The 19,532-nt window shown below is 71.7% G+C and carries 18 protein-coding genes; 12 read left to right on the top strand and 6 right to left on the bottom strand.

Going from position 1 to position 19,532, the window contains the following annotated elements; genetic code table 11:
- Nucleotides 1-116 precede the first annotated feature (116 nt).
- On the bottom strand, nt 117-494 hold the full coding sequence (locus tag ACGFZ2_RS29935; protein WP_393259304.1) for a hypothetical protein: 378 nt from the start codon (nt 492-494) through the stop codon (nt 117-119).
- Here ACGFZ2_RS29935 and sigJ point away from each other — a divergent pair.
- Nucleotides 493-1,515 (top strand): RNA polymerase sigma factor SigJ, encoded by a 1,023-nt coding sequence (gene sigJ / locus ACGFZ2_RS29930; RefSeq protein WP_393459342.1) that lies wholly within the window; start codon nt 493-495, stop codon nt 1,513-1,515. The two genes, ACGFZ2_RS29935 and sigJ, sit on opposite strands and share 2 nt — an antisense overlap.
- 148 nt (nt 1,516-1,663) lie before the next feature.
- Here the strand turns inward: sigJ and ACGFZ2_RS29925 are convergent, their stop codons facing one another.
- A complete protein-coding gene (locus ACGFZ2_RS29925) occupies nt 1,664-2,242 on the bottom strand; it encodes a TetR/AcrR family transcriptional regulator (RefSeq protein ID WP_393259300.1) in 579 nt (192 codons plus the stop codon).
- An 88-nt stretch (nt 2,243-2,330) separates the two neighbouring features.
- Here ACGFZ2_RS29925 and ACGFZ2_RS29920 point away from each other — a divergent pair, with 88 nt between their 5' ends.
- Together ACGFZ2_RS29920 and ACGFZ2_RS29915 are read left to right on the top strand one after the other, a co-directional pair.
- Nucleotides 2,331-2,702: a DUF4267 domain-containing protein gene (locus ACGFZ2_RS29920; protein ID WP_393459339.1), complete on the top strand. Its 372-nt coding sequence runs from the start codon at nt 2,331-2,333 to the stop codon at nt 2,700-2,702.
- A 24-nt stretch (nt 2,703-2,726) separates the two neighbouring features.
- The gene (locus tag ACGFZ2_RS29915) at nt 2,727-3,221 is read left to right on the top strand and encodes a cupin domain-containing protein (protein ID WP_357702244.1); all 495 of its coding nucleotides are present in this window, start codon (nt 2,727-2,729) and stop codon (nt 3,219-3,221) included.
- Between the two features lie 169 nt (nt 3,222-3,390).
- Here ACGFZ2_RS29915 and ACGFZ2_RS29910 read toward each other — a convergent pair whose 3' ends face one another.
- The 3 genes from ACGFZ2_RS29910 to ACGFZ2_RS29900 all read right to left on the bottom strand — a co-directional run bounded on the left by ACGFZ2_RS29910 (nt 3,391) and on the right by ACGFZ2_RS29900 (nt 5,893).
- The gene (locus tag ACGFZ2_RS29910; RefSeq protein ID WP_393459336.1) at nt 3,391-3,750 is read right to left on the bottom strand and encodes a hypothetical protein; all 360 of its coding nucleotides are present in this window, start codon (nt 3,748-3,750) and stop codon (nt 3,391-3,393) included.
- A 277-nt stretch (nt 3,751-4,027) separates the two neighbouring features.
- A complete protein-coding gene (locus ACGFZ2_RS29905; protein ID WP_393459333.1) occupies nt 4,028-5,038 on the bottom strand; it encodes a LuxR C-terminal-related transcriptional regulator in 1,011 nt (336 codons plus the stop codon).
- A gap of 285 nt (nt 5,039-5,323) precedes the next feature.
- Nucleotides 5,324-5,893 carry a hypothetical protein gene (locus ACGFZ2_RS29900; RefSeq protein ID WP_393459330.1) on the bottom strand — a complete coding sequence of 190 codons (570 nt, stop codon included), beginning with the start codon at nt 5,891-5,893 and terminating at the stop codon, nt 5,324-5,326.
- A 213-nt stretch (nt 5,894-6,106) separates the two neighbouring features.
- On the opposite strand from ACGFZ2_RS29900, the gene ACGFZ2_RS29895 reads away from it, so the two are divergent.
- Nucleotides 6,107-6,730, top strand: coding sequence for a DedA family protein (locus ACGFZ2_RS29895; protein ID WP_393459327.1), 624 nt, complete (start codon nt 6,107-6,109; stop codon nt 6,728-6,730).
- 159 nt (nt 6,731-6,889) lie between these two features.
- Here ACGFZ2_RS29895 and ACGFZ2_RS29890 read toward each other — a convergent pair whose 3' ends face one another.
- Nucleotides 6,890-7,402, bottom strand: a complete 513-nt coding sequence (locus ACGFZ2_RS29890) for a DinB family protein (protein WP_393459324.1) — start codon at nt 7,400-7,402, stop codon at nt 6,890-6,892.
- A 563-nt stretch (nt 7,403-7,965) separates the two neighbouring features.
- Here ACGFZ2_RS29890 and ACGFZ2_RS29885 point away from each other — a divergent pair.
- The 8 genes from ACGFZ2_RS29885 to ACGFZ2_RS29850 all read left to right on the top strand — a co-directional run bounded on the left by ACGFZ2_RS29885 (nt 7,966) and on the right by ACGFZ2_RS29850 (nt 19,505).
- Entirely contained in the window at nt 7,966-12,195 is a 4,230-nt protein-coding gene (locus tag ACGFZ2_RS29885; protein ID WP_393459321.1) for an amino acid adenylation domain-containing protein, read from the top strand.
- A gap of 151 nt (nt 12,196-12,346) precedes the next feature.
- Complete coding sequence (locus ACGFZ2_RS29880) at nt 12,347-13,030, top strand: class I SAM-dependent methyltransferase (protein ID WP_357702258.1); 684 nt, start codon at nt 12,347-12,349, stop codon at nt 13,028-13,030.
- Nucleotides 13,027-14,475 carry a class I adenylate-forming enzyme family protein gene (locus ACGFZ2_RS29875; RefSeq protein WP_393459318.1) on the top strand — a complete coding sequence of 483 codons (1,449 nt, stop codon included), beginning with the start codon at nt 13,027-13,029 and terminating at the stop codon, nt 14,473-14,475. Before ACGFZ2_RS29880 ends, ACGFZ2_RS29875 begins: the two co-directional genes overlap by 4 nt.
- Complete coding sequence (locus ACGFZ2_RS29870) at nt 14,475-15,275, top strand: alpha/beta fold hydrolase (RefSeq protein WP_393459315.1); 801 nt, start codon at nt 14,475-14,477, stop codon at nt 15,273-15,275. The genes ACGFZ2_RS29875 and ACGFZ2_RS29870 overlap by 1 nt, the downstream gene beginning before the upstream one ends.
- Complete coding sequence (locus tag ACGFZ2_RS29865; protein ID WP_393459312.1) at nt 15,272-16,270, top strand: RimK family alpha-L-glutamate ligase; 999 nt, start codon at nt 15,272-15,274, stop codon at nt 16,268-16,270. The genes ACGFZ2_RS29870 and ACGFZ2_RS29865 overlap by 4 nt, the downstream gene beginning before the upstream one ends.
- Nucleotides 16,267-17,427 (top strand): AMP-binding protein, encoded by a 1,161-nt coding sequence (locus tag ACGFZ2_RS29860; protein WP_393259278.1) that lies wholly within the window; start codon nt 16,267-16,269, stop codon nt 17,425-17,427. Before ACGFZ2_RS29865 ends, ACGFZ2_RS29860 begins: the two co-directional genes overlap by 4 nt.
- Complete coding sequence (locus ACGFZ2_RS29855; RefSeq protein ID WP_393259276.1) at nt 17,428-18,888, top strand: MFS transporter; 1,461 nt, start codon at nt 17,428-17,430, stop codon at nt 18,886-18,888.
- Nucleotides 18,885-19,505, top strand: a complete 621-nt coding sequence (locus ACGFZ2_RS29850) for a disulfide bond formation protein DsbA (protein ID WP_393459309.1) — start codon at nt 18,885-18,887, stop codon at nt 19,503-19,505. Before ACGFZ2_RS29855 ends, ACGFZ2_RS29850 begins: the two co-directional genes overlap by 4 nt.
- Nucleotides 19,506-19,532: the final 27 nt, after the last annotated feature.

Raw genomic sequence — 19,532 nt, 5'->3', positions numbered from 1 at the left:
ATCCCCTGCGTTCCGCCTGATCCGGGCGGTTCCGGGAGCGTCCGGTTCGGTCCAGCGGGAATCCGGGGTTGATGATCGCTGAAGCAACCGACGGATCTCAATATCGTCCTGGTCCGCTATCGGACCTCAGGCCGGGCCAGCGCCAGCACACTCAGGCCGAACATCAAGACACCCAGGGGGAGGTGGACCGACGGGACGTGCGCGATGCCCAGCACGACCTGGACCGAGGCGAGTACGAGGAATCCTGACGCGTGCCAGACAGGCCGGGGCGAGCTGCCGCCGGGCTTCCACGCCAGCACCGCCGCGAGCACGTACAGCATCGACGCCCCGTACATCACACGGGCTCCGACGCTGTGCAGCGTCTCTCCGTAGGACGAGGTCAGCAGCAGTCCGGCGGAGACCGCCTGAAGGAAGATGGTCAGGGTCTGCAGGGCGATCGCGATCTGCAGGAACGAGGAACTGCGTTGTGCGTTCGCCGTCACCTGGGTGGCCATGTCACAGTCCCCTTTTCCGCCCTCGGGCAGTAGGTCGATAAGGTCTCACCAGTCCGACGACGCGGGCCTGCAGAAGGTAAGGCGAGGGGCGGCCGGAAGCATGGGGACTGTCGCGACCAGCGCAGATGAGATAGTCGGCGAGCGACGTCAACTGATCAATGTCGCTTACCGGTTGCTCGGTTCGGTGACCGAGGCCGAGGACGCCGTACAGGATGCCTACGCACGCTGGTACGGGCTGCCGCGAAGCCGGCAGGAGGAGATCCTGTCCCCCGGTGCCTGGCTGACGACGGTGACCAGCCGCATCTGCCTGGACCTGCTCGGCTCGGCGCGGGCCCGCCGTGAACGCTATGTCGGCGCGTGGCTGCCCGAGCCGCTGCCCGACCGCACCGAGTGGGACCACGCAGGCGGCGCCGGCCCCTCCGACGGTGCAGACCCCGCCGACCAGATCGTTCTGGACGAGTCGGTGGCCATGGCCTTCCTCGTCGTCCTGGAGTCGATGACGCCCGCCGAGCGGGTGGCGTTCGTCCTGCACGAGGTCTTCCGGTACCCGTTCGCCGAGATCGCCGAGGTTCTCGGCCGGAGCCCCGCGGCCTGCAAGCAGCTGGCGGCCTCCGCCCGGCGGCGGGTGAGCGCCGCGCGCGCTCGGGTGACGGCGACCGGCCAGGCCGACGTGGTGAGGCACGTCAAAGAGGCATGGGAGGCCAAGGACGTCGCAGCCCTCGTCGGTCTCCTCAACCCGGCTGCCGTGATGACCGCCGACGGCGGCGGCATGGTCGGCACCGTCCTGCGCCCGGTCGAGGGCGGCGCGCGCATCGCCCAGTACATGGTCGCCATTGCCGACAAGGCTCCGGGGCTCGAACTCCTGGAGCGGTCGGTCAACGGTGTGCCGGGCCTGGTGGCCCAGCGTGCGGGCGTCGTCGTGACCGTAGCCTCGTTCGACGTCGCCGACGGGCGTGTCACCCGGATCTGGGCGGTCCGCAACCCGGAGAAGCTGCGGCCGTGGGCGCGGGAGGCTAGCTAGCCCTCGCTCTGCAGAGCGTGCGTCGGCCTCCTCCTCTAACGCCCAGATATGGGAGCCGTCGACCACGGCCCGGGAGAAGTACAGGGCGTTCGTGCTGCGGCGACGGGTGCGTGGTCGGCCATCGGGTGCACTCCTCCCTGCGGTCAGCTCACCCTGGCTGGGTGAAGCGGTCGACCAGCAGGGCCAGCCGCCGCTCGTGCTCCTCCCGCCGGAGCCGGCCGCTGCGCATCAGCGTGACCAGGCCGTGCACTCCACTCCAGAAGGTCTCGGTGAACGTCTCCAGGTCGTCGTCGCCGGCGACCGGGCGCAGGCTCTCGGCCAGCTCGGCGAAAGCCCGGGCCAGGTCCACCGGCACGTCCTGGCTGGCGAAGGGCAGGTCGACGGCGAGGTTGAACATCGCGTCGTAGAGGGCGGGCCGCCGCTCGGCGAACGCGGCGTACGCTGCGGCGACGTCGGCCACGGCCTGCCGCGGGTCGGTTACGGCGGCCCGGGCGGCGGCGAGTTCGTCGGCCAGGTCACCGAAGCCTTCCACGGCGACCGCCGCCATGATCGCGTCCTTGCCCTTGAAGTGGCTGTAGAGGACGGGCTGGCTGTACTCGATCTCGGCTGCGAGCCGACGGGTGGTGACCGCGTCCCAGCCTTCCGACTCCGCCAGCTCGCGGGCCGCTGCGACGATCGCCCGCTCCCGTTCCGCCCGCTCCCGCTCCCGGCGTGCCTGAATCGACATGACCGAAACTCTAGCATCGCTAGTCTATCTGCCGCCGCTCTGCTACCTTCGCTCGCATATCTAGCGCTGCTAGCGTTCGGAGTCGAACATGCTCAGCCCCCTCGCCTACGGGCTCGCCATCGTCCTCAGCCTCTTCGTCGTCCTCATCGGTGCCCGGTTCCTCCTGGCGCCCCTGGCCGCGGCCGCCGGCTACGGCGTCCCGGCCACAGCGGACGGCGACCCCGCCTACCTCACGATCAAGGGCCTGCGCGACCTCAGCTACGGCCTGCTCGGCCTCGCCCTGATCGCCTTCACCACCGCCGACGCGGTCGCCTGGTTCATGCTGATCGTCGCGCTCAACCCGTTGGGGGACACCGTCGTCGTGCTCCGGCACGGCGGCACGAAGGCCGCTGCCTTCGGCATCCACTTCGCCACAGCCGTGGTCGTGGTCCTCGACGCCATCCTGCTGTTCGCCCTGTAGACACCCCCGCGAAGGAGCCGTCCGATGTCCCTGATCACGCCCGAGTTCGACAGGTCCGTCGTCGTTCGCGACGCCGACGCCGAGGTGGTGGGGCGGGCCCCGACCACGATCCGGCTGCTCGCCGACAGCAGTGCCACCGGTGGCGCCCTCTCCACCCAGCGGGTCACCCTGACCGACGGCGCGGACGGCGCCCGGCCGCACCACCACGCCAACTCGGCCGAGCTGTTCTACCTGCTGGACGGCACCGCGCAACTGCTCTCCGGCGAGCAGGTCGTCACCGCCGAGCGCGGCGACCTGGTGATCGTGCCGCCTGGCGTGGCGCACGCGTTCGCCGCCGCCCCGGGCGAGAACGCCGACATCCTCATCGTCATCACCCCCGGCGTCGAACGGTTCGAGTACTTCCGGCACCTGGAGCGGATTGCCTACGGCAAGGTGCCGCCGGAGAGCCTGCTGGAGGTGCAGGAGTTGTACGACACGTACTTTCGGGGCAGCCCCGCCTGGGATGCCGCCCGTCGTTGACCGGCGACCGGACTCGCGACTGTCGACTCTGGTCGCCGGTCCGGCCAGCCGGCGGCCGTATCGGCGGGGCGCGGTGCAGTCATGACGAAGGTGCGCAGGCCTGGCCCAGCGGCAGCCTTGACATCCGGGAGGGGGCGAGACCGCATGTCGCGGTCGCGCCCCTACCGAATCAGTCCCGCGTCTCGTCGACGTCGCAGACCTTCCAGTCGCCGTCCTCTTTGAGGAGGGCCATGGTGATGTTGCCGGTCCTGATCTTGCCGTCGTCGGTTCCGGTGTACTCCGCGGTCACGGTCGCCGAGTTCTCGCGCTCCTTGCTGGATGTGATCTCCCAGTCCAGCAGGCCTTCGTCGTCATCCCACTCGTCGCCGTCGATCCGTCTCTGCTCACTGGCGCAGATCACCGCCCGTAGGTCATCGAGGCTTCTGTCCTGGACGGCGGAGAGGTACTTCTCCGCCACGTCCTCGGCGTCGTCCTTGAACGCGACCCGGTAACCGAAAATGCCGAAGCCGCAGCAGAGCAGGAGCAGCAACGCACCCGCCCCGGCGATCAGCCCATTCCTTGTGTTCTTCAAGATGATTATCGATCCATTGAGAGGTGCGGCATCGCCGGGAGCAGCCCGGCGATGCCAGGCTAATGAGTAGGCCGGGCGACGCCAGGCCTGATGAGGTGTCCGCCTGCGGCCATGACCGCATTCGGACAGGCCGGGCCAGCGCTCGTGGCGACCACGCGTCCCCATCCTCTGCTCAGCACGGTGGCGAACCCGCCGAGCTTGCCTCGTGGCGGCTGGCGGGTTCGCCATCGGCGGCTCAGGAGTGGAACGGCTCGGGTCCCGGTGCCGGCTGGGGTGTGTCGTCGAGCCAGCCGAGGCGTACTGCCCGCACACCGAGCTCGAACCGGCTGCTCGCGCCGACCCGGTCGGTCAGGTCGGCGATCATCCGCCGGACGGTGCGGGCGGACACGCTGAACTGCCGGGCGATGCTCTCGTCCTTGGCGCCCATCGCGAGCAGTTGGAGCAGTTGCCGCTGCTGCCGGGTCAGCTCGCCCGGCGGTTGGGTGGCCTGCAGTTCGATCGGCACCGCGGACAGCCAGTGTCGGCCGAACAGGTCGGCGGCAGCCGCCACGAGGCCCGGGTGGGACACCCGGATGACGCCCCGCTGGTTGTCCGCCGGGTCGATGCCAATCACCACGTACCGGTCATCGACGACGAACGTCCAGACCGGCAGGGTCGGCGTGGTTCGAACCTCCACGCCATTGTCATGAACCCGCCGGGCGCCGGCGGCCAGCCGCGGATCGTTCACGATGCTGTCCAGCAGGATCAGCTGTACCCGGATCCCACGCGCACTGGCGAACTCCGCCAGCCGGTACGCCGGGTCGTAGTCGGTGCTGGTCTCCAGCCCTGGCGGCCCTCCGGCGGCAGCCAGGCACTGGATGCTCGTCGTTGCCTTCGCCGCGATCTCCTCCACGCACAGCCAGGCGGCGTCCCGGTCGTCGAGCAGCTCGACGTCGTGCAGTAGCGCGGGACTGGCCCGGAAGCTGGCCGACATCTCCGCGACGGCTGCCCGGGTCAGCTCCACCGCCCGCGTCTGGCGAGCGAGCCGTGCCTCGGCGTACGACAGCAGCGACGCGAACCCGACGGCCGGGTTCACCGGCCGGATCTGCTCGGCGTGGGGCCGCCGGAGCAGTCCGATTTCCATAAGGCGCTGCACCGCCGTGTCGACCTTCGCCGCCGGCTGGTCCACGGCGGCGCGGAGCTGTTCCAGACTCCACACGGGGCGCCGAAGGGCAGCCCGGTAGACCAGCTCGCACGTTTCGTCCACGCCGAGCTCCGCAAGCATCAACGCTTCTCCCTCTCCCGCCAAGCCATGCTGGGGGAAGAGGTTAGTAGTGCCTTGTGAGGTTGGGACGAGTTGGTGGCAGAGGGGGCAGAAATGAGCACCCTGCCGGGGCCACCATATTCATGAGCCACACCAGCCCGCGATCATGACGCTACGGCTGCGGCGGGCGGCGAGGACCAGGTTGGCGGTGCCATGGCGTAGGTCGTGCTGTCGCACTGGGGGCAACCCGTGCGGTCGGCGAGTTTGTGGGATCGGCACCCAGCGCGATCAGCACTTCATGGCGGCGAGCAGCCCGAGATCCGGATCGAGCGCGCCGGCCTGGCCCAGCGAGCGGAAGTCTGCCTCGACCGCTGCCCGCTCGAGCGCCCCCGCCCGTACCGCGTGGTAGCGCACGACGGACCAGAGGAAGACGTCGAGACTGTCGAAGCGCGTGTTGCCCTCGACGACCTCCTCCTCGTGGAACCAGAGGCCGACCTGCCCGTCGGCGAGCACCACGTAGAGGTTGCCTCCGCCGTCGGCGCCGATCGCGTAGACGTCGTCGTCGGTGAGTTCGGTCTGGTAGTCGGCGTCCAGGATCCCGCAGCCGTTCGCAGCGAAGTCGAATCCGTAGGACCAGTCGTGCACGTCCAGGAATTGCGGCATGCGCCCCGACCGCACCCGCCGGTCGAACGCCGCCAGCGCAGCCGCGCCCGTCGGCGGCATGCGGTCGAGCATCGGCGTCACCGGCCGGGTCTCCTCGGGAACCGTGACCGGTGAACGGTCGGAGAACCACCGTGCGAGGTCGGCGTCGAGGTCGCGCTCGACGTAGCCGGAAAGGTCGTCAAGACTGAGCGTCATCGGCGAAGGCTAACCGCGACCTCCGACGGCGACGACAGCACCAAAGGCTACGCCCGGCAGGCCCACTACCGGCAGAGCCTTGCAAGCAACCGTTAAGCCCGCTCGCCTGGCCGGCGGCTTCACCATCGGCGCGGTCGATGTCGGTTTCGACCGCACGGCGGTGAGGAGGGGTTCTTGGCCGCAAATCAACCGGTTGTGGGCGACAATCAGAGGGTGGACCGGGTGGTGGCGGTGGTTACCGGGTTACCGCCGGTCCTCGTCCTGGCCCTGGTGTTCGTGTTGCCGGCCCTGGAGTCCTCGACCCTGCTCGGGCTGTTCGTACCGGGCGAGACGGCGATCCTGATCGGGGGGCTCGTGGCGCACACCGGTGAGCTGCCGCTGTGGGCGGTGGTCATCGCCGGGACGGCTGGGGCGTGTCTGGGTGACCAGGTCGGCTACGCGCTGGGCCGACGGTACGGCCCGGGGATGCTCGCCCGAGCCTCCGGGTCGGCGCGCCGGCGCGCCGACATCCGGCTTGCCCGCCGCCTGATCGCCCGGCGCGGTGCGTGGGCGGTGATGGTGGGCCGGTGGGTGGCGGTCCTGCGGGCCGTGGTGCCGATGGTCGCTGGCGCCGGCGGGATGCCGTGGCCGCCGTTCCTGCGGGCGAACCTGGCCGGCGGGCTGGTGTGGGCGACGACCGTGGCGCTGCTCGGCTACCTGGGCGCGGCCTCCTACCATCGGCTGGAGCGTGAGCTGGGGATCGGCGAGTGGGCCCTGCTGGCCGTGATCGCCGCCGGCGTGGTGCTGCACTTGTGGCGGCGGCACCGCCAGGTCCGGCAGGGTCGGGCCGACCGCTGACCGGTGCGCCAACTGTCCACGGGGCGCCCACGGCCGGGCTGTCTGGGCAGCGGGCCACCGACCTGCTGCGTGACCACGGAGCCAACCGGATCGAGGTGAGCGGCAGGCGGGGATGGCGGCTGCCGCTGTGGCCGCCGTGCCAGCCAGCCGGGGGTCCGACTACTCGCCGGCCTGCCCGTCGATGCTTTCGCGCAGCAGGTCCAGGTGGCCGCAGTGGCGCGCGGTCTCCTGGATCATGTGCGCGAGCGCGTACCGCAGCGTGAAGGAAACGTCGGCGGCCCGGGCGCGGTCGTCGAGCGCCGCGCCCGCTACGACTGCGGAGGACCGCGCGCACTCAGCCAGGTACGCCTCGACGATCTCAGCCAGCGAGTCCTCGGGGGCGAGAGCGAACGCACCGGGCTCGTCGTCGGTCCACGGCGGGGGCAGCTCGTGACCGGCGAAGTCGATGCTGAACCAGTACCGTTCCACCCCGGTCAGGTGCTTGACCAGCCCAGCGGGGGTGAGTCCGGACGCGAGCACCGGCCGACCGAACGCCTGCTCGTCGGTGAGCCCGGCGACCTTGTTCACGACCGAGGCACGCAGGAAGTCAAGCAGGCCGGACAGGATCTCGCGCTCGCCTCCGTCCTCTGGAGGGCGGATGCGGACCACGGGTGCGACGGATACATCGGTCATCGGGGCACCGTAGTGTCGGACACCGACACTTTCGGGCGTCGGGACATCCAGGCCCCTTCGACAGTCGCCGTCGCGCACCGGCGTAGCTGAGGGGGCTTCGTTCCATCTGGAGCGGCGACACGCCGCAAGCCACCAAATCCCTGCTTATCCGTCGATGCGGCACGATACCTCCCCCTGTCGGCACTCATCGGGCTGCCGCAGCGGTTCGGTCGCGCATTATGCGCTACCCGGGATTCCTGCGCCACCCCGGCCCGCCAGCGCCACTGCCGGGTGGGTGACATTCCCATGCCATCGTCAGGCGTCAGTGACAGAGTGATTACCTGCAAATCGGGTGCGGCCTGCGAATTTGCGTATCAATCGCGCCCGTCCTGACGCTCGGTGATGCCGAAAATTGCCCTGTGATCCAGATCACTGATCATCCTGAGTGTTCGGGTCGACTTGGTCAACTACAGTCGGGAATCGCAAATCCGGTTTCTGATGAGCTGTTGTCCGGCATGGCGTCGGACGGAAATCATTGGGGGGATTGCCGAATGCCTGTGTTCCCACGGGGGGAAGCGGCTTTTTTGTCAAGCACTCGGAATGGGCAGTCAAATCCACCATCGCTCGACGAACAATCAAGAGCGGTAATCAAGGCATGCATCGCCGAACTCGTTGCGCTGCTCGGCGAGGACGGGTCCACGGGCGGGTCCGCACCGGGCGGCACGCTCGCCGGCGGCCCGACCCACCTGCCGCTCACCGACCTCCAGCAGGCGTATCTCATCGGTGAGCAGGGGGTGGCGGGCCATGCCTCGCCGGCTCTCTACATCCAGGAGTACGCGTTCCCCGCCGCCACGCCGCCCGACCCGGAGCGTTTCGCCGATGCCCTCGCCCGGCTGCGACAGGTGCGTCCCGTGCTCCGTACGCGCGTGATGCCGGAGGCCACGCAGCATTTCGCCCCAACAGTGGACGACCGGCCGGAATTGCTCGTGGACGTGCGGGATCTGTCGGCCTGCCGCATCGACGAGATGCCCGAAAAACTGGAGCGACTGCGCCGCGAAATAGTGTCGGACATACCGCCGCACGATGCGGGTCGACCCTTCCTTTTCCGATTCGTCCGACTGCCCGACGGCGGGACCCATCTGCAGGTCGCGCTACGACTGACGGTGTTCGACGGAGCCACGATCCAGTTGTTCTTCGCCGAGCTGGCCCGTTGTTACGCCGATCCCTCCCATCGGCCCGCGCCGGAGGCGGAGAGTTTCGCGGATTACCTCGTCGAGCAGGAACGCCGCAGGTCGCTGCCAGCCCGCCGGACGGCCGAGCGGTACTGGCGGTCCCGACTGGACAGCCTGCCGCCCGCCCCCGATCTGCCGCGCGCCCTGGACACGCAGGCCGCCGAGCGCGACCGGGACGTGCCGCTGCACCGCGTCGCGCACCAACTCGACGTGGACGACTGGAAGCGGTTCCGACACCACGCCGCCGAGCAGGGGGTCTCGGCCGGCCTGGCGCTCTTCGCCCTCTACGTCGAGTGTCTGCTGCGCTGGTCCGGTGGTCAGCCCGGCACGGTGTCGGTGCTGTCCTCGGACCGGGTGACCGGCGCGCCGGGCCGGGAACGGATGTGGGGCAACGCCGCCAGCACACTGCTGGTGACGTACGACGACGTGCCCGGCTCCTTCGTCGATCAGTGCCAGGCGCTGCAGAAGCAGTTGTACGACGACCTCGACGCGGGCGAGTTCTCCGGGGTCGCGGTCGGTCGGGAGCTCAATCGGCGCGACGGCAGTGTCGGCAACCCCGTGCCGGTGGTGTTCAGCAGCGGCCTCGACCTGGTGCCCGGCATCTCCGACGGCTTCCGGCTCGCGTTGCCGGCCGCCACGCTGGCGCACAGCGCCATCGCCACCCCCGAGGTCCTCCTCGACCACCAGGTCTTCGAGTTCGACGGCGCGCTGGTGTGCAACTTCGACCACGACCGGTCGTCGTACCCGCCGGGCCTCGTCGACGACCTCGCCGAATACCACCGGCACCGGTTGCGGCAGCTCGCCGCGAACGCCGACGCGTGGACCGGGACGGGCCGGCAGCCGCTGCCCGACCGGCAGCTCGCCGACCGCCGGCGGGCGAACCGCACCGAGGCGCCCGGCCTGGCGGGCGAGCTGCACGAGGCGGCCCTGGACCAGATGCGCTGCCGGCCGTACGCCGTCGCGGTCGTCGACGCCGAGCGGAGCCTGACCTACGGCGAGCTCGACCGCCTGTCGGCGGCGCTGGCGGTCCGGCTGCGGGAGGCGGGTGTGGGCGCGGATCCGGGGCGCACCGACCTGGTCGCCGTGCGGGTGCCCAAGTCGTGGCAGCAGCCGGTCGCCGTGCTGGGCGTCCTGCGGGCGGGCGGCGCGTACCTGCCGGTCGGTCCGACCTGGCCCGAGGCGCGGGTCGGCGAGGTGCTGCGGCAGAGCGGCGCGACCGCGGTCGTCGCCGTCGACGCCGCGCCGCTCGATGGGCTGCCCGACCTGCCCGTCGTCGCGGTGCCGACGGACGGCGGCACCGGCCCCGGCGGCACCGGCCCCGACGGCCTGGGCGGCGACCTGCGACGCACCGCCTACGTCATCTACACCTCCGGCTCCACCGGCGCCCCGAAGGGCGTGGTGATCTCCCACGGCGCGGCGACCAACACCCTGCGGGACCTGACGCGGCGGCTGGCCCTGACGTCGGCCGACCGGGTGCTCGCGGTGTCCTCGCTCGCGTTCGACCTGTCGGTCTTCGACATCTTCGCCGTCCTGGGCGCCGGGGGCACGGTGGTCGTGCCCGACCACAGCGACGTGCCCGACCCGGAGCGGTGGGGGGAGCTGTGCCGCCAGCACGGCATCACGCTCTGGAACTCGGTGCCCGCCCTGTTCTCCGTCACGCTGGAATACCTGGCCGGCCGGGCGCCGGAGATGCTCCGGGCGCTGCGGCTCGTCATGCTCAGCGGCGACTGGGTGCCGCTGCCGCTGCTCGACCGGATCGCGGAGGCGTGCCCCACGGCGCGGGTGATGGCCGCCGGCGGGGCGACCGAGGCGTCCATCTGGTCCAACTACTTCTGGACGGAGGACCTGACGCCGGGCTGGTCGAGCGTCCCGTACGGCCATCCGCTGGCCAACCAGACCATGCACGTGCTGGACCGGCAGCTCGCCGACGCGCCGGCGTGGGTGCCCGGCGACCTCTACATCGGCGGGGTCGGGGTGGCCGACGGCTACCGGAACGCACCCGAGCTGACCCGGGCGTCCTTCTCCGCCGACCCGGTGACCGGCGAGCGGCGGTACCGCACCGGGGACCGGGCGCGGTACTGGCCCGGCGGCATCCTGGAGTTTCTGGGCCGCCAGGACGACCAGGTGAAGGTGGGCGGGCACCGCATCGAGCTCGGCGAGATCGAGATCCGGCTGTCCGACCATCCCGACGTGCGCAAGGCGGTCGCGGTGGTGGCCGTCGGGCGGGGCGAGTCGTATCTGGCGGCGTTCGTCATCCCGGCACCGGGTTGCGCCGCTCCGGACCCGGCCGCGCTGCGGGCGCACCTCGCCGCCGAACTGCCTTCGTACATGGTGCCCGCCGTCGTCACCGTGGTCGACACGGTGCCGCTGACGGCGAACGGCAAGGTCGACCGCAAGGCACTGGTCGCGCGGCTCGCCGCCGGTCCCGTCGTACGCGGAACGGACCAGGCGGTCGTCGCGCCGCGCACGGCGGACGAGACCCGGCTGCTCAGCCTGTGGCAGGAACTGCTCGGTCCGGACGTACGCGGGGTCACGGACGACTTCTTCGCCCTCGGCGGCAACTCCCTGCTCGCGGTCCGGTTGTTCCACCGGATCAGGGCGAGCTTCGGCCGGACCCTGCCCCTGGCGTCGCTGATGCGCAGCCGCACGGTCGCCGACCAGGCGGGCCTGCTGCGGGCCGAGCAGCACCCGCACGGCGGTACGCCGCTGGTGCGCATCAAGGACGGCGACCACGCCCGCACCCTGGTGCTGGTCCACCCGGTGGGCGGCGACGTGCTCTGCTACGAGCCGCTGGTCGAGGCGCTCGACCGGCACGCGATCACGGCCGGGGCCACCGTGTACGGGCTGCGGGCCGCCGGCCTGCAACCCGGCGAGGAGCCGCCGGTCGACATGACGGAGCTGGCCGGCCGGTACGGCGACGCCCTCTGCGACGTGCTGCCGGAGGGCGCGAACGTGCACCTCGTCGGCTGGTCGATGGGCGGCACCGTGTCGGCGCGCGTCGCCGGGCTGGTGGCGGAGCAGGGGCGGCGGGTCCGCTCGGTCACCGCGATCGACTCGTTCACGGGCCGGCCGGAGGCCGCGGCCGTGAGCCTCCGACAGCGGCTCGCCGGCTTCTTCACCGACCTGGCGCAGGGCGAGGACGTCAGCGGCCACCTGCCCGCGGAGGTGCCCGCCGGCGAACTGCCGGCGGCCCTGTGCGCCCTGCAGGACGCGCTGGTCCGGGCCGGTCTGCTCGCCGCGCCGCTCGACGCCGACGACCTGGGCCGGCTGTTCGGCGTCTACCGCCGCAACTCCGAGATCCTGGAGGGACACCGGCCGGGCACGCCGCACGAGCGACTCCTGCTGCTGCGGGCGCGGGAAACCCGGCGGGACGCCTTCCCCGGCCTGGTACCGCTCGACGAGATCCTGCCGGGTGCCGCCGACCCGCACCTGGTCGACGGGACCCACTACTCGGTCATGCGCCCCGGTCGGGTCGCCGAGGTCGCCGCCCTCGTCGCGGCGCACATCGCCGCAGCGGAGGAGCCCCGGCCCGACGAACCCGACGCCGAGCCGTACTACCTGCGCGGAAAGCTCTGGTGCTGACCCGGCCCGGCCCGGCCCTCCGACGACAGCCCGGCGGCGTGTCTCACCGGAACACCGACGAGGCAGGCGAGGCACCCGGACACAGGGCGGCCGGACACCACCTGGCCGACCTTGACCAACTGTTCAGCTCACGAAGCGAAGGGACCACGCGATGACCAGGACCGACAGCAAACCCGAGATCTGGAACTCCGGCACGTTCGACGTGATGCGGCGCAAGCTCATCCCCTCCTTCGACCTCATCTACGCCAGCGCGGTGCACGCGGTCGTCGAGACCGTCCCGGAGACGGCCCGCGTCCTCGACCTCGGCGCCGGCACCGGACTGCTCGGCGGCGCCGTCCTGGAGCAGCTCCCGCAGGCCGAGTTGACCCTGGTCGACCACTCGGACGCGATGCTCGCCAAGGCGCGGGAGCGGTTCGCCGGCAACCCCCGCGTCACGGTGCTGGTGTGCGACATGAAGGACCCGCTGCCGGCCGGCCCCTTCGACGCGGTCGTCTCCGGCCTGGCGATCCACCACCTCACCCACGAGGACAAGCAGGACCTCTTCCAGCGCATCCGCGAGGTGCTCACCCCCCAGGGCGTCTTCGTCAACGTCGAGCAGCTGGCCGGTCCCAACCCGCAGGTCGAGGCGATGTACGACTTCCAGCACGAGGCGCACGTGCAGCGCGCGGAGTGCCCGCCCGACGAGTGGGCCGCCGGCCGCGAGCGGATGAAGCTCGACATCTGCGCCACGCTGGAGGACCAGCTGGAGTGGCTGCGCAAGGCCGGGTTCGGGCAGGTCGACTGCCTGGCCAAGGACTGGCGCTTCGGCACCTACGCGGCGTGGGTGGCGGCATGACCGCGGTGCTCTGCCAGGCGGTGGCCGACGTCGCGGCGCGCCGCCCGGACCACGTGGCCGTCGTCGACGTCGACGGCAGCCAGATCCGCTACCGGGAGCTGGTCGCGCTCGGCGAGCGGCTCGCCGCCGGGTTGTACGCCAGGGGGGTCCGGGCCGGCGACACGGTCGCCTTCGCCCTGCCCAACAGCGTCCGCTACGTCGCGCTGATCATGGCCGTCGCCCGGGTCGGCGCCCGGTACGTGCCGCTGATGCGCAACTTCACCGCCGCAGACACGGAACAGGCCGTCGGGCAGGCACGACCGGTGCTCCTGGTCGCCGGACGGGAGCACCACGTCGCCCCGGGGACGGTGCCGGTCGTGTCGCTGGACGACCTCGACGTCGACGCGCCGCCGGCGCCCGACGAGCCGTACGCCGGCCTGTTCCGCCAGCTGTGGACCTCCGGCTCCACCGGCTTTCCGAAGATGATGGTGTGGCGGCAGGACAAGTTCGTCGCCGAGCGGCGGCGCTGGCTCGCCGACACCGGCATCGTGGCCGACGACGTCTTCTACTGCCGGCACCCGTTGGACGTCGCGCACGCCACCGACCTGCACGTCTTTGCCGCCCTGCTCAGCGGCGCCCGGCTGGTGCTGGCCGATCCGGACGACTCGCCGCAGGCGTACCTCGACCGGTTGCAGCGGGAGCGGGCGACGGTGATGAGCGCGCTGCCCGCGCACTACGAGATGCTCGTGCGGGCCGGCGCCGACGCACAGGTGGACCTGTCGAGGTTGCGTCGCCCACTCTGCGGCGGCGCCTACCTCAGCCCGGACGTGGTGCGCGCCGCCGCGGACACGCTGGGCGTCCACATCCGGCAGATCTACGGTTCGACCGAGTTCGGCCTCGCCCTCGGCAACATGGCCGACGAGTTGCAGACGAGCGGGGCCATGCCGCCCGTACGCGGCGTCGGCGCCCGGCTCGCGCCGCTGGTGGACGGGCACGCGGGCATCGGCGAGCTGGTGCTGCGTTCCGACTGCACCAGCGAGGGTTACCTCTTCGCCGACGCGGCGAACGCGCGCACGTTCCGGGACGGGGAGTTCTGGACGGGCGACGTGGCGCAGGAGATCGGCGACGGCGCGTTCCGGATCATCGGCCGGGTCTCGGAGGTGCTGTCCACGCCGGGCGGACCGGTGCTGGCCCCCGTGCTGGACGCCGAGTGTCGCGCGGCCAGTCCCGGCACGCAGGTGGTGAGCCTGCCGCTCGATCCGGGTGAGCTGACCGACCGGGTGCTCGTCGCGGTCCGCCCCGGCCACGGCGTCGACGCCGAGGACGCCGTCCGGCAGGTCACCGCCGTCCTGGACGGGCACCGGCTGGCGGCGACGGTGCGCCTCGTGGACGAGATCCCGCACACGCCGGTCGGCAAGATCGACAAGCCGGCCCTGCGTCGCCAGTTCGCCCTGGTGAGCCGATGATGCGCGCCGAGATCCACGGCGCCGGGCCGACCCTCGTCCTCGTCCCGGGCCTCGCCGCCAGCCGACACTTCTTCGACACCACCGTGGCGGACCTCGGCCGCGACCACCGGGTGGTGACCGTCGACCTGCCGGGGCACGGCGACGCGCCCGCCCCGGCGCAGCCGCCCACCCTGCCCGACTGCGCCGCCGCGCTGCACGAGGTCGTCGATGGCCTCGGCTCCGACGACGTGACGCTGCTGGGCTGGTCACTGGGCGCGACCGTCGCCTGGACCTACCTGGAGACGTTCGGCACCCGGCGGGTCCGCCGGTTGATCAGCGTGGAGCAGACGCCGTGGCTGCTCGCCGACGACGGCTGGCCGTACGCGGCGTTCGGCTCTCTCGACCGGGCCGGGGCCACGGCGCTGCTCGGCGACGTGCGCGGCGACTGCGGGGCGTTCGCCGAGAACCTGGTCCGCGGCTCCTTCGCCGTCGACGGCCCCGCCCCGGACGCGGCGCTCGTCGCGGACCTCGTCCGGCAGGCCCGTGGCGCAGACGCCGGCGCGGTCGCCGGCCTGCTGTCCGACGTGCTCACACAGGACTGGCGGGACCGGGTGAGCGCCCTGCGGCTGCCCACCCTGCTCGTCCACGGCCGCCGCAGCGCGGTCTACCCGCCGGAGGTCGGCGACTGGCTGGCCAAGGCCATGCCGGACGCCCGCGTGGAGTTCCTCGACCACTCCGGCCACCTGTGTTTCCTCGAGGAGCCCGAGGCGTTCGGCGCCGCTGTCCGCGGTTTCCTGACCAGTGAGGAGAAGCAATCATGACGCCCGCCCGCACCCAGCTGGCCCGCCGGCTCTGCTGGATCTACCCCGACCGCGGCACCGTGCGCCAGCGGGCGGCGGAGGCAGCCGCCATCTGGACGACCTACACGGAGATCGCCAAGGACTGCGGCCTCGCCATGTCCCTGCACAAGGCGGAGGCGCTGGCGGTCGAGGCGGTCGGCGACGAGCCTCGGGTGTTCCTCGACGGCGAGCGGATCACCCCGGAGGACACCATCCTGGTCACCTCGCTGTGGTCGCTGCCGCACCAGGTGCAGGAGGTCTGCAACCAGCTGTTCGCGTACTCGATCGTCGAGCAGGCGGGCTTCTACCTGCCCATTCATCCGCGCATGTCGTACATCACGACGGACAAGATGGCCACGATGCTCTACCTGCGGGACTGCCCCGTCCCGCGGGTGCCCACCGTGCGCATCGGCACCGGCCGCGACTCGATCAGCCGGCACTACGAGCCGGTGCTGGAGAAGCTCGACTTCCCCATGCTGGTCAAGCCCGCGTACTGGGGCATGGGCCAGGGCGTCTGCCTCGCCAACAACGAGCACGAGCTGCGCGGGCTGATCGGCCTCGCCGGCGGCGCCGACACGGCCGTGGTCGTCCAGCCCTATCTCGGCACCGGTGTCAACGACTTCCGGGTGTACGTCATCGACGGCAAGGCACACACCGTGCTGCGCCGGATCCCGCAGGGGGAATCGCTGACCGCGAACCTGGTCAACGGGGGACGGCTGGAGTACCCGCCGCTGCCGGAGGAACTGGAGAGCTCGATCGACTACATCGCCGAGAAGCTCCAGATGCCGTACTTCGCGGCCGACTTCCTCTGGAACGGCAACCAGTTCTGGCTGTCCGAGGTGGAACCGGACGGCGCGGTCGGGTACGCCACCACCGAGGAGATCGCCAAGATCCAGCGACCGGTGATCGAGTCGCGGTTCCGCGCGTACGTCGCGGCGCACGCCGCGTGGATCGCCCGCGAGGGAGACGCGGCATGACCGCGACGATCGGGAACCTGCCCTGGGCGGACGTGCTGGCCCAGGCGCGCGGCCTGGACGGGCGCGGCGGCGCACCGGTGCCGCCGGACGCCGCCGCCCTGTCCGACCTGGCGGTGAGCGGCCCGGCGGAGATCGTGGCGGTGACCCGGGAGCTGGCCCGGGAGACGGGCAGCGCGCTGATGTCCAGCGGCGGCACAACCGGCAAGCCGAAGCTCACCTACGTGCCGTACCACCAGGCGGTGGATCGGGTGCTGCGGGAGTGGCGGCCGCTGCGGCCCGACAACGTGCTGCTCAACCTCTTCAACCCGGGCCGGCTGTGGGCGTCGCACTACTACATCCACGCCCTCGCCGAGCGGTCGCGCTGCACGGTGCTGCCGTCTGGCGCCTACGCGCCCGAGGACGTGGGCAACTGGGTCCCGATGTTCCGGGAGATCGGCCTCGACGCGCTCACCGGCACCCCGAGCGCGCTCGCCGACTTCGCCGAGGGCCTGATCGCGGCGAACGAGACGCTGCCGATCCGCACCATCATCTGGCTGGCCGAGCCGTGGACCGACGCCAAGCACCGGGTCGTCCAGAAGGCGTTCCCGGAGGCGGAGTACTGGGCCAACTACGGCTCGGTGGAGACGTACATCATCGCCACCAACACCCCCGCGTGCGACCTGCAGACCCTGCACGTCATGCCCGACCAGATGCTCGAGTTGGAGGAGGAGGGCGCGCTGCTGACCCGGCGTGGCACGGGCTGGACGATGCCGGCGGTGCGTTACCGTCTCGGTGACCGGCTGGCGTCCGCCGAGTGCCGATGCGGCCGTCCCGACGGCCTGCGGGTCCTGGGACGGGCGGACGACGCGGTGAGCCTGCGCAGTGCCCTGTTCAGCGTCGGTGAGGTGGTGTCGTCCGCGCGCACCCTGCCCGGCGTCGAGGAGGCCCAGCTCGTCCTGACCCGCGACACCGAGTCGCCGAGGGCCGCCACCGCGCTGACGCTGGAGTATTCCGGGGGCGCCGACGCCGAGGACGTACTGGCTCACCTGACCGCCCAGTTCTACCACCTGGCAGCGGTGCACCGGCAGGTTCCGGGGGCGATCACCGCCCGCCGGGTCGACAAGGTGAGTCGCGTCGAGCGCACCAACAAGGTGCCGCCCGCAATCTGGAGGCAGTGAGTGACGTCCGAAGCCCTGCAGCAGGAGGCCGCCGCCCGTGGGGGATGGCGGGAGAATCCGTGGGTCAGTCTCGTGGTGCTGGCCCTCGGGTTCTTCCTGACGATGCTCGACGTGTCCATCGTCAACATCGCCATCCCCGACATCCGCGCGGACTTCGGCGCCTCGCTGCCGACGGTGTTGTGGTCGGTCAACGCGTACGTGCTGGTGGTGGCCGTACTGCTGATCACCGCCGGCCGGCTCGGTGACCTCTTCGGTCCGCGTCGGCTGTTCGTCGTGGGCATCGCCGTCTTCACGGTGTTCAGCCTGCTCTGCGGGCTGGCCCAGAGCCCGGGCCAGCTGATCGCGGCCCGGGCCGTGCAGGGCCTCGGCGCGGCGCTCCTGCTGCCGCAGACGATGGCCATGATCGTGAGCCTGTTCCCGCCCACCCGGCGGGGCCTGGCCATGGGCATCTGGGGTGCGGTCGGCGGCGTGGCGGCCGTCGCGGGCCCGTCCGTCGGCGGCCTGCTGGTCACCACCCTCGACTGGCGGTGGATCTTCCTGGTCAACGTGCCGATCGGGGTCGCGGCGGTGGTCCTGGCCCTCGTCGCCGTGCCGGACCTGCGCTTCGACCGCCGGCACCGGCTCGACGTCGGCGGCATCGTGCTGGCCTCCGCCGCCCTGTTCTGCCTGGCCTTCCCGCTCATGGAGGGGGAGCGGTTCGACTGGGCACCGTGGACGCTGGTCATGATCGCGGCGGCGGTCGTCCTCGGGCTGGCGTTCGTCTGGCACGAGCGCGGTCGCCAGGACCGGGAGCCCCTGGTGCCGTTCGTGCTCCTCGGCATCCGCTCGTACTCGACGATGGTCGTCGTGGCCGCGGCGGTCTCCTTCGGGATCATCGGCTTCATGCTGCTGATGACCCTGTTCTTCCAGTCGGTGCTGGGCTTCTCCGCCCTGGCCGCGGGCCTGGCGCTGGCACCCCCGGCGCTGATCTCCACCCTGCTCGCGCCGTTCGCCGGGAAGATCACCGACCGGCTCGACGGCCGGGTGGTCCTGCTCGGCGGGTTGCTGTTCACCGTCGCCGGCATGGGCTGGGCCGCCGGGGTGATGCGGCTCGACGCGGCCTGGCTGACCTTCCTCGGCCCGATGGTGGTGATCGGGCTGGGCAACGGGCTGCTGATCGCGCCGATGGCCGCGGTGGCGATGCGCGAGGTGCAGCCGGCCCTGGCCGGTGCCGCGTCGGGCCTGCTGAACACCGTCCGCCAGCTCGGGCCGGTCGCGGCGGTCACGCTGGTGGGCCTGCTGCTGGCGCAGCGGTTGTCGGCGTGGGCGGACGGCGCCGCGCCGGTGGACCGGTATGCGGAGGCGTTGCGGCTGGGCATGGTGCTGCCGGTGGCGGCGGTCCTCGTCGGCGTCCTCGCCTGCCTGCCCGGCGCGCTGCGCACGATCCGTGGGACCGGCACCGCAGGAGGAGGATCGGCATGAAGGTGGGCTTCTGGTTCGACCCGCTCTGCCCCTGGGCGTGGATCTCGTCGCAGTGGCTGGTGCAGGTGCAGCAGGTCCGCGGGATCGAGCCCTGCTGGGACCTGATGAGCCAGGCGATCCTCTACGAGAACCAGGACCTGACGCCGGAGCAGTGGGACACGGTCCGGCAGATGATCAAGCCGCTCCGGGTGCTGGCCGCCGCCGAGCAGCGCTACGACGGCGAGGCCGTGCCGCTGCTGTACGCGGCGCTGGGCGTGCGGTTCCACGACCGGGGCCTGCGCCATCGCCTGGACGTGCTGCCGGAGACGGTGGGCGACGCGCTGCGGGCCGCCGGCCTCGACCCCGCGCTGGCGGCGGCGATGGAGAGCACCGAGTTCGACGGGCGGATCCGCCAGTCGCACGAGGAGGCGGTCAGCCGGGTGGGGCCCGACGCGGGAACCCCGGTCATCGAGGTGGACGGGCCGGCCGGGCGCGTCGCGTTCTTCGGTCCGGTGGTGTCGCCCGCCCCGCGCGGCGAGGCCGCCGGCCGCCTCTGGGACGGGCTGGTCCTGATCGCCGGTACGCCCGGCTTCTCCGAGCTGAAGCGCTCCCGCACCCAGGGGCCGATCTTCGACTGACCCCTTTTCGCTGATCCGAAGACCTTT

The organism is Micromonospora sp. NPDC048063, from assembly GCF_043202855.1.
In the GTDB taxonomy this organism is placed as follows: Bacteria; Actinomycetota; Actinomycetes; order Mycobacteriales; family Micromonosporaceae; genus Micromonospora.
This window is presented reverse-complemented; position numbering and strand designations above follow the sequence as displayed.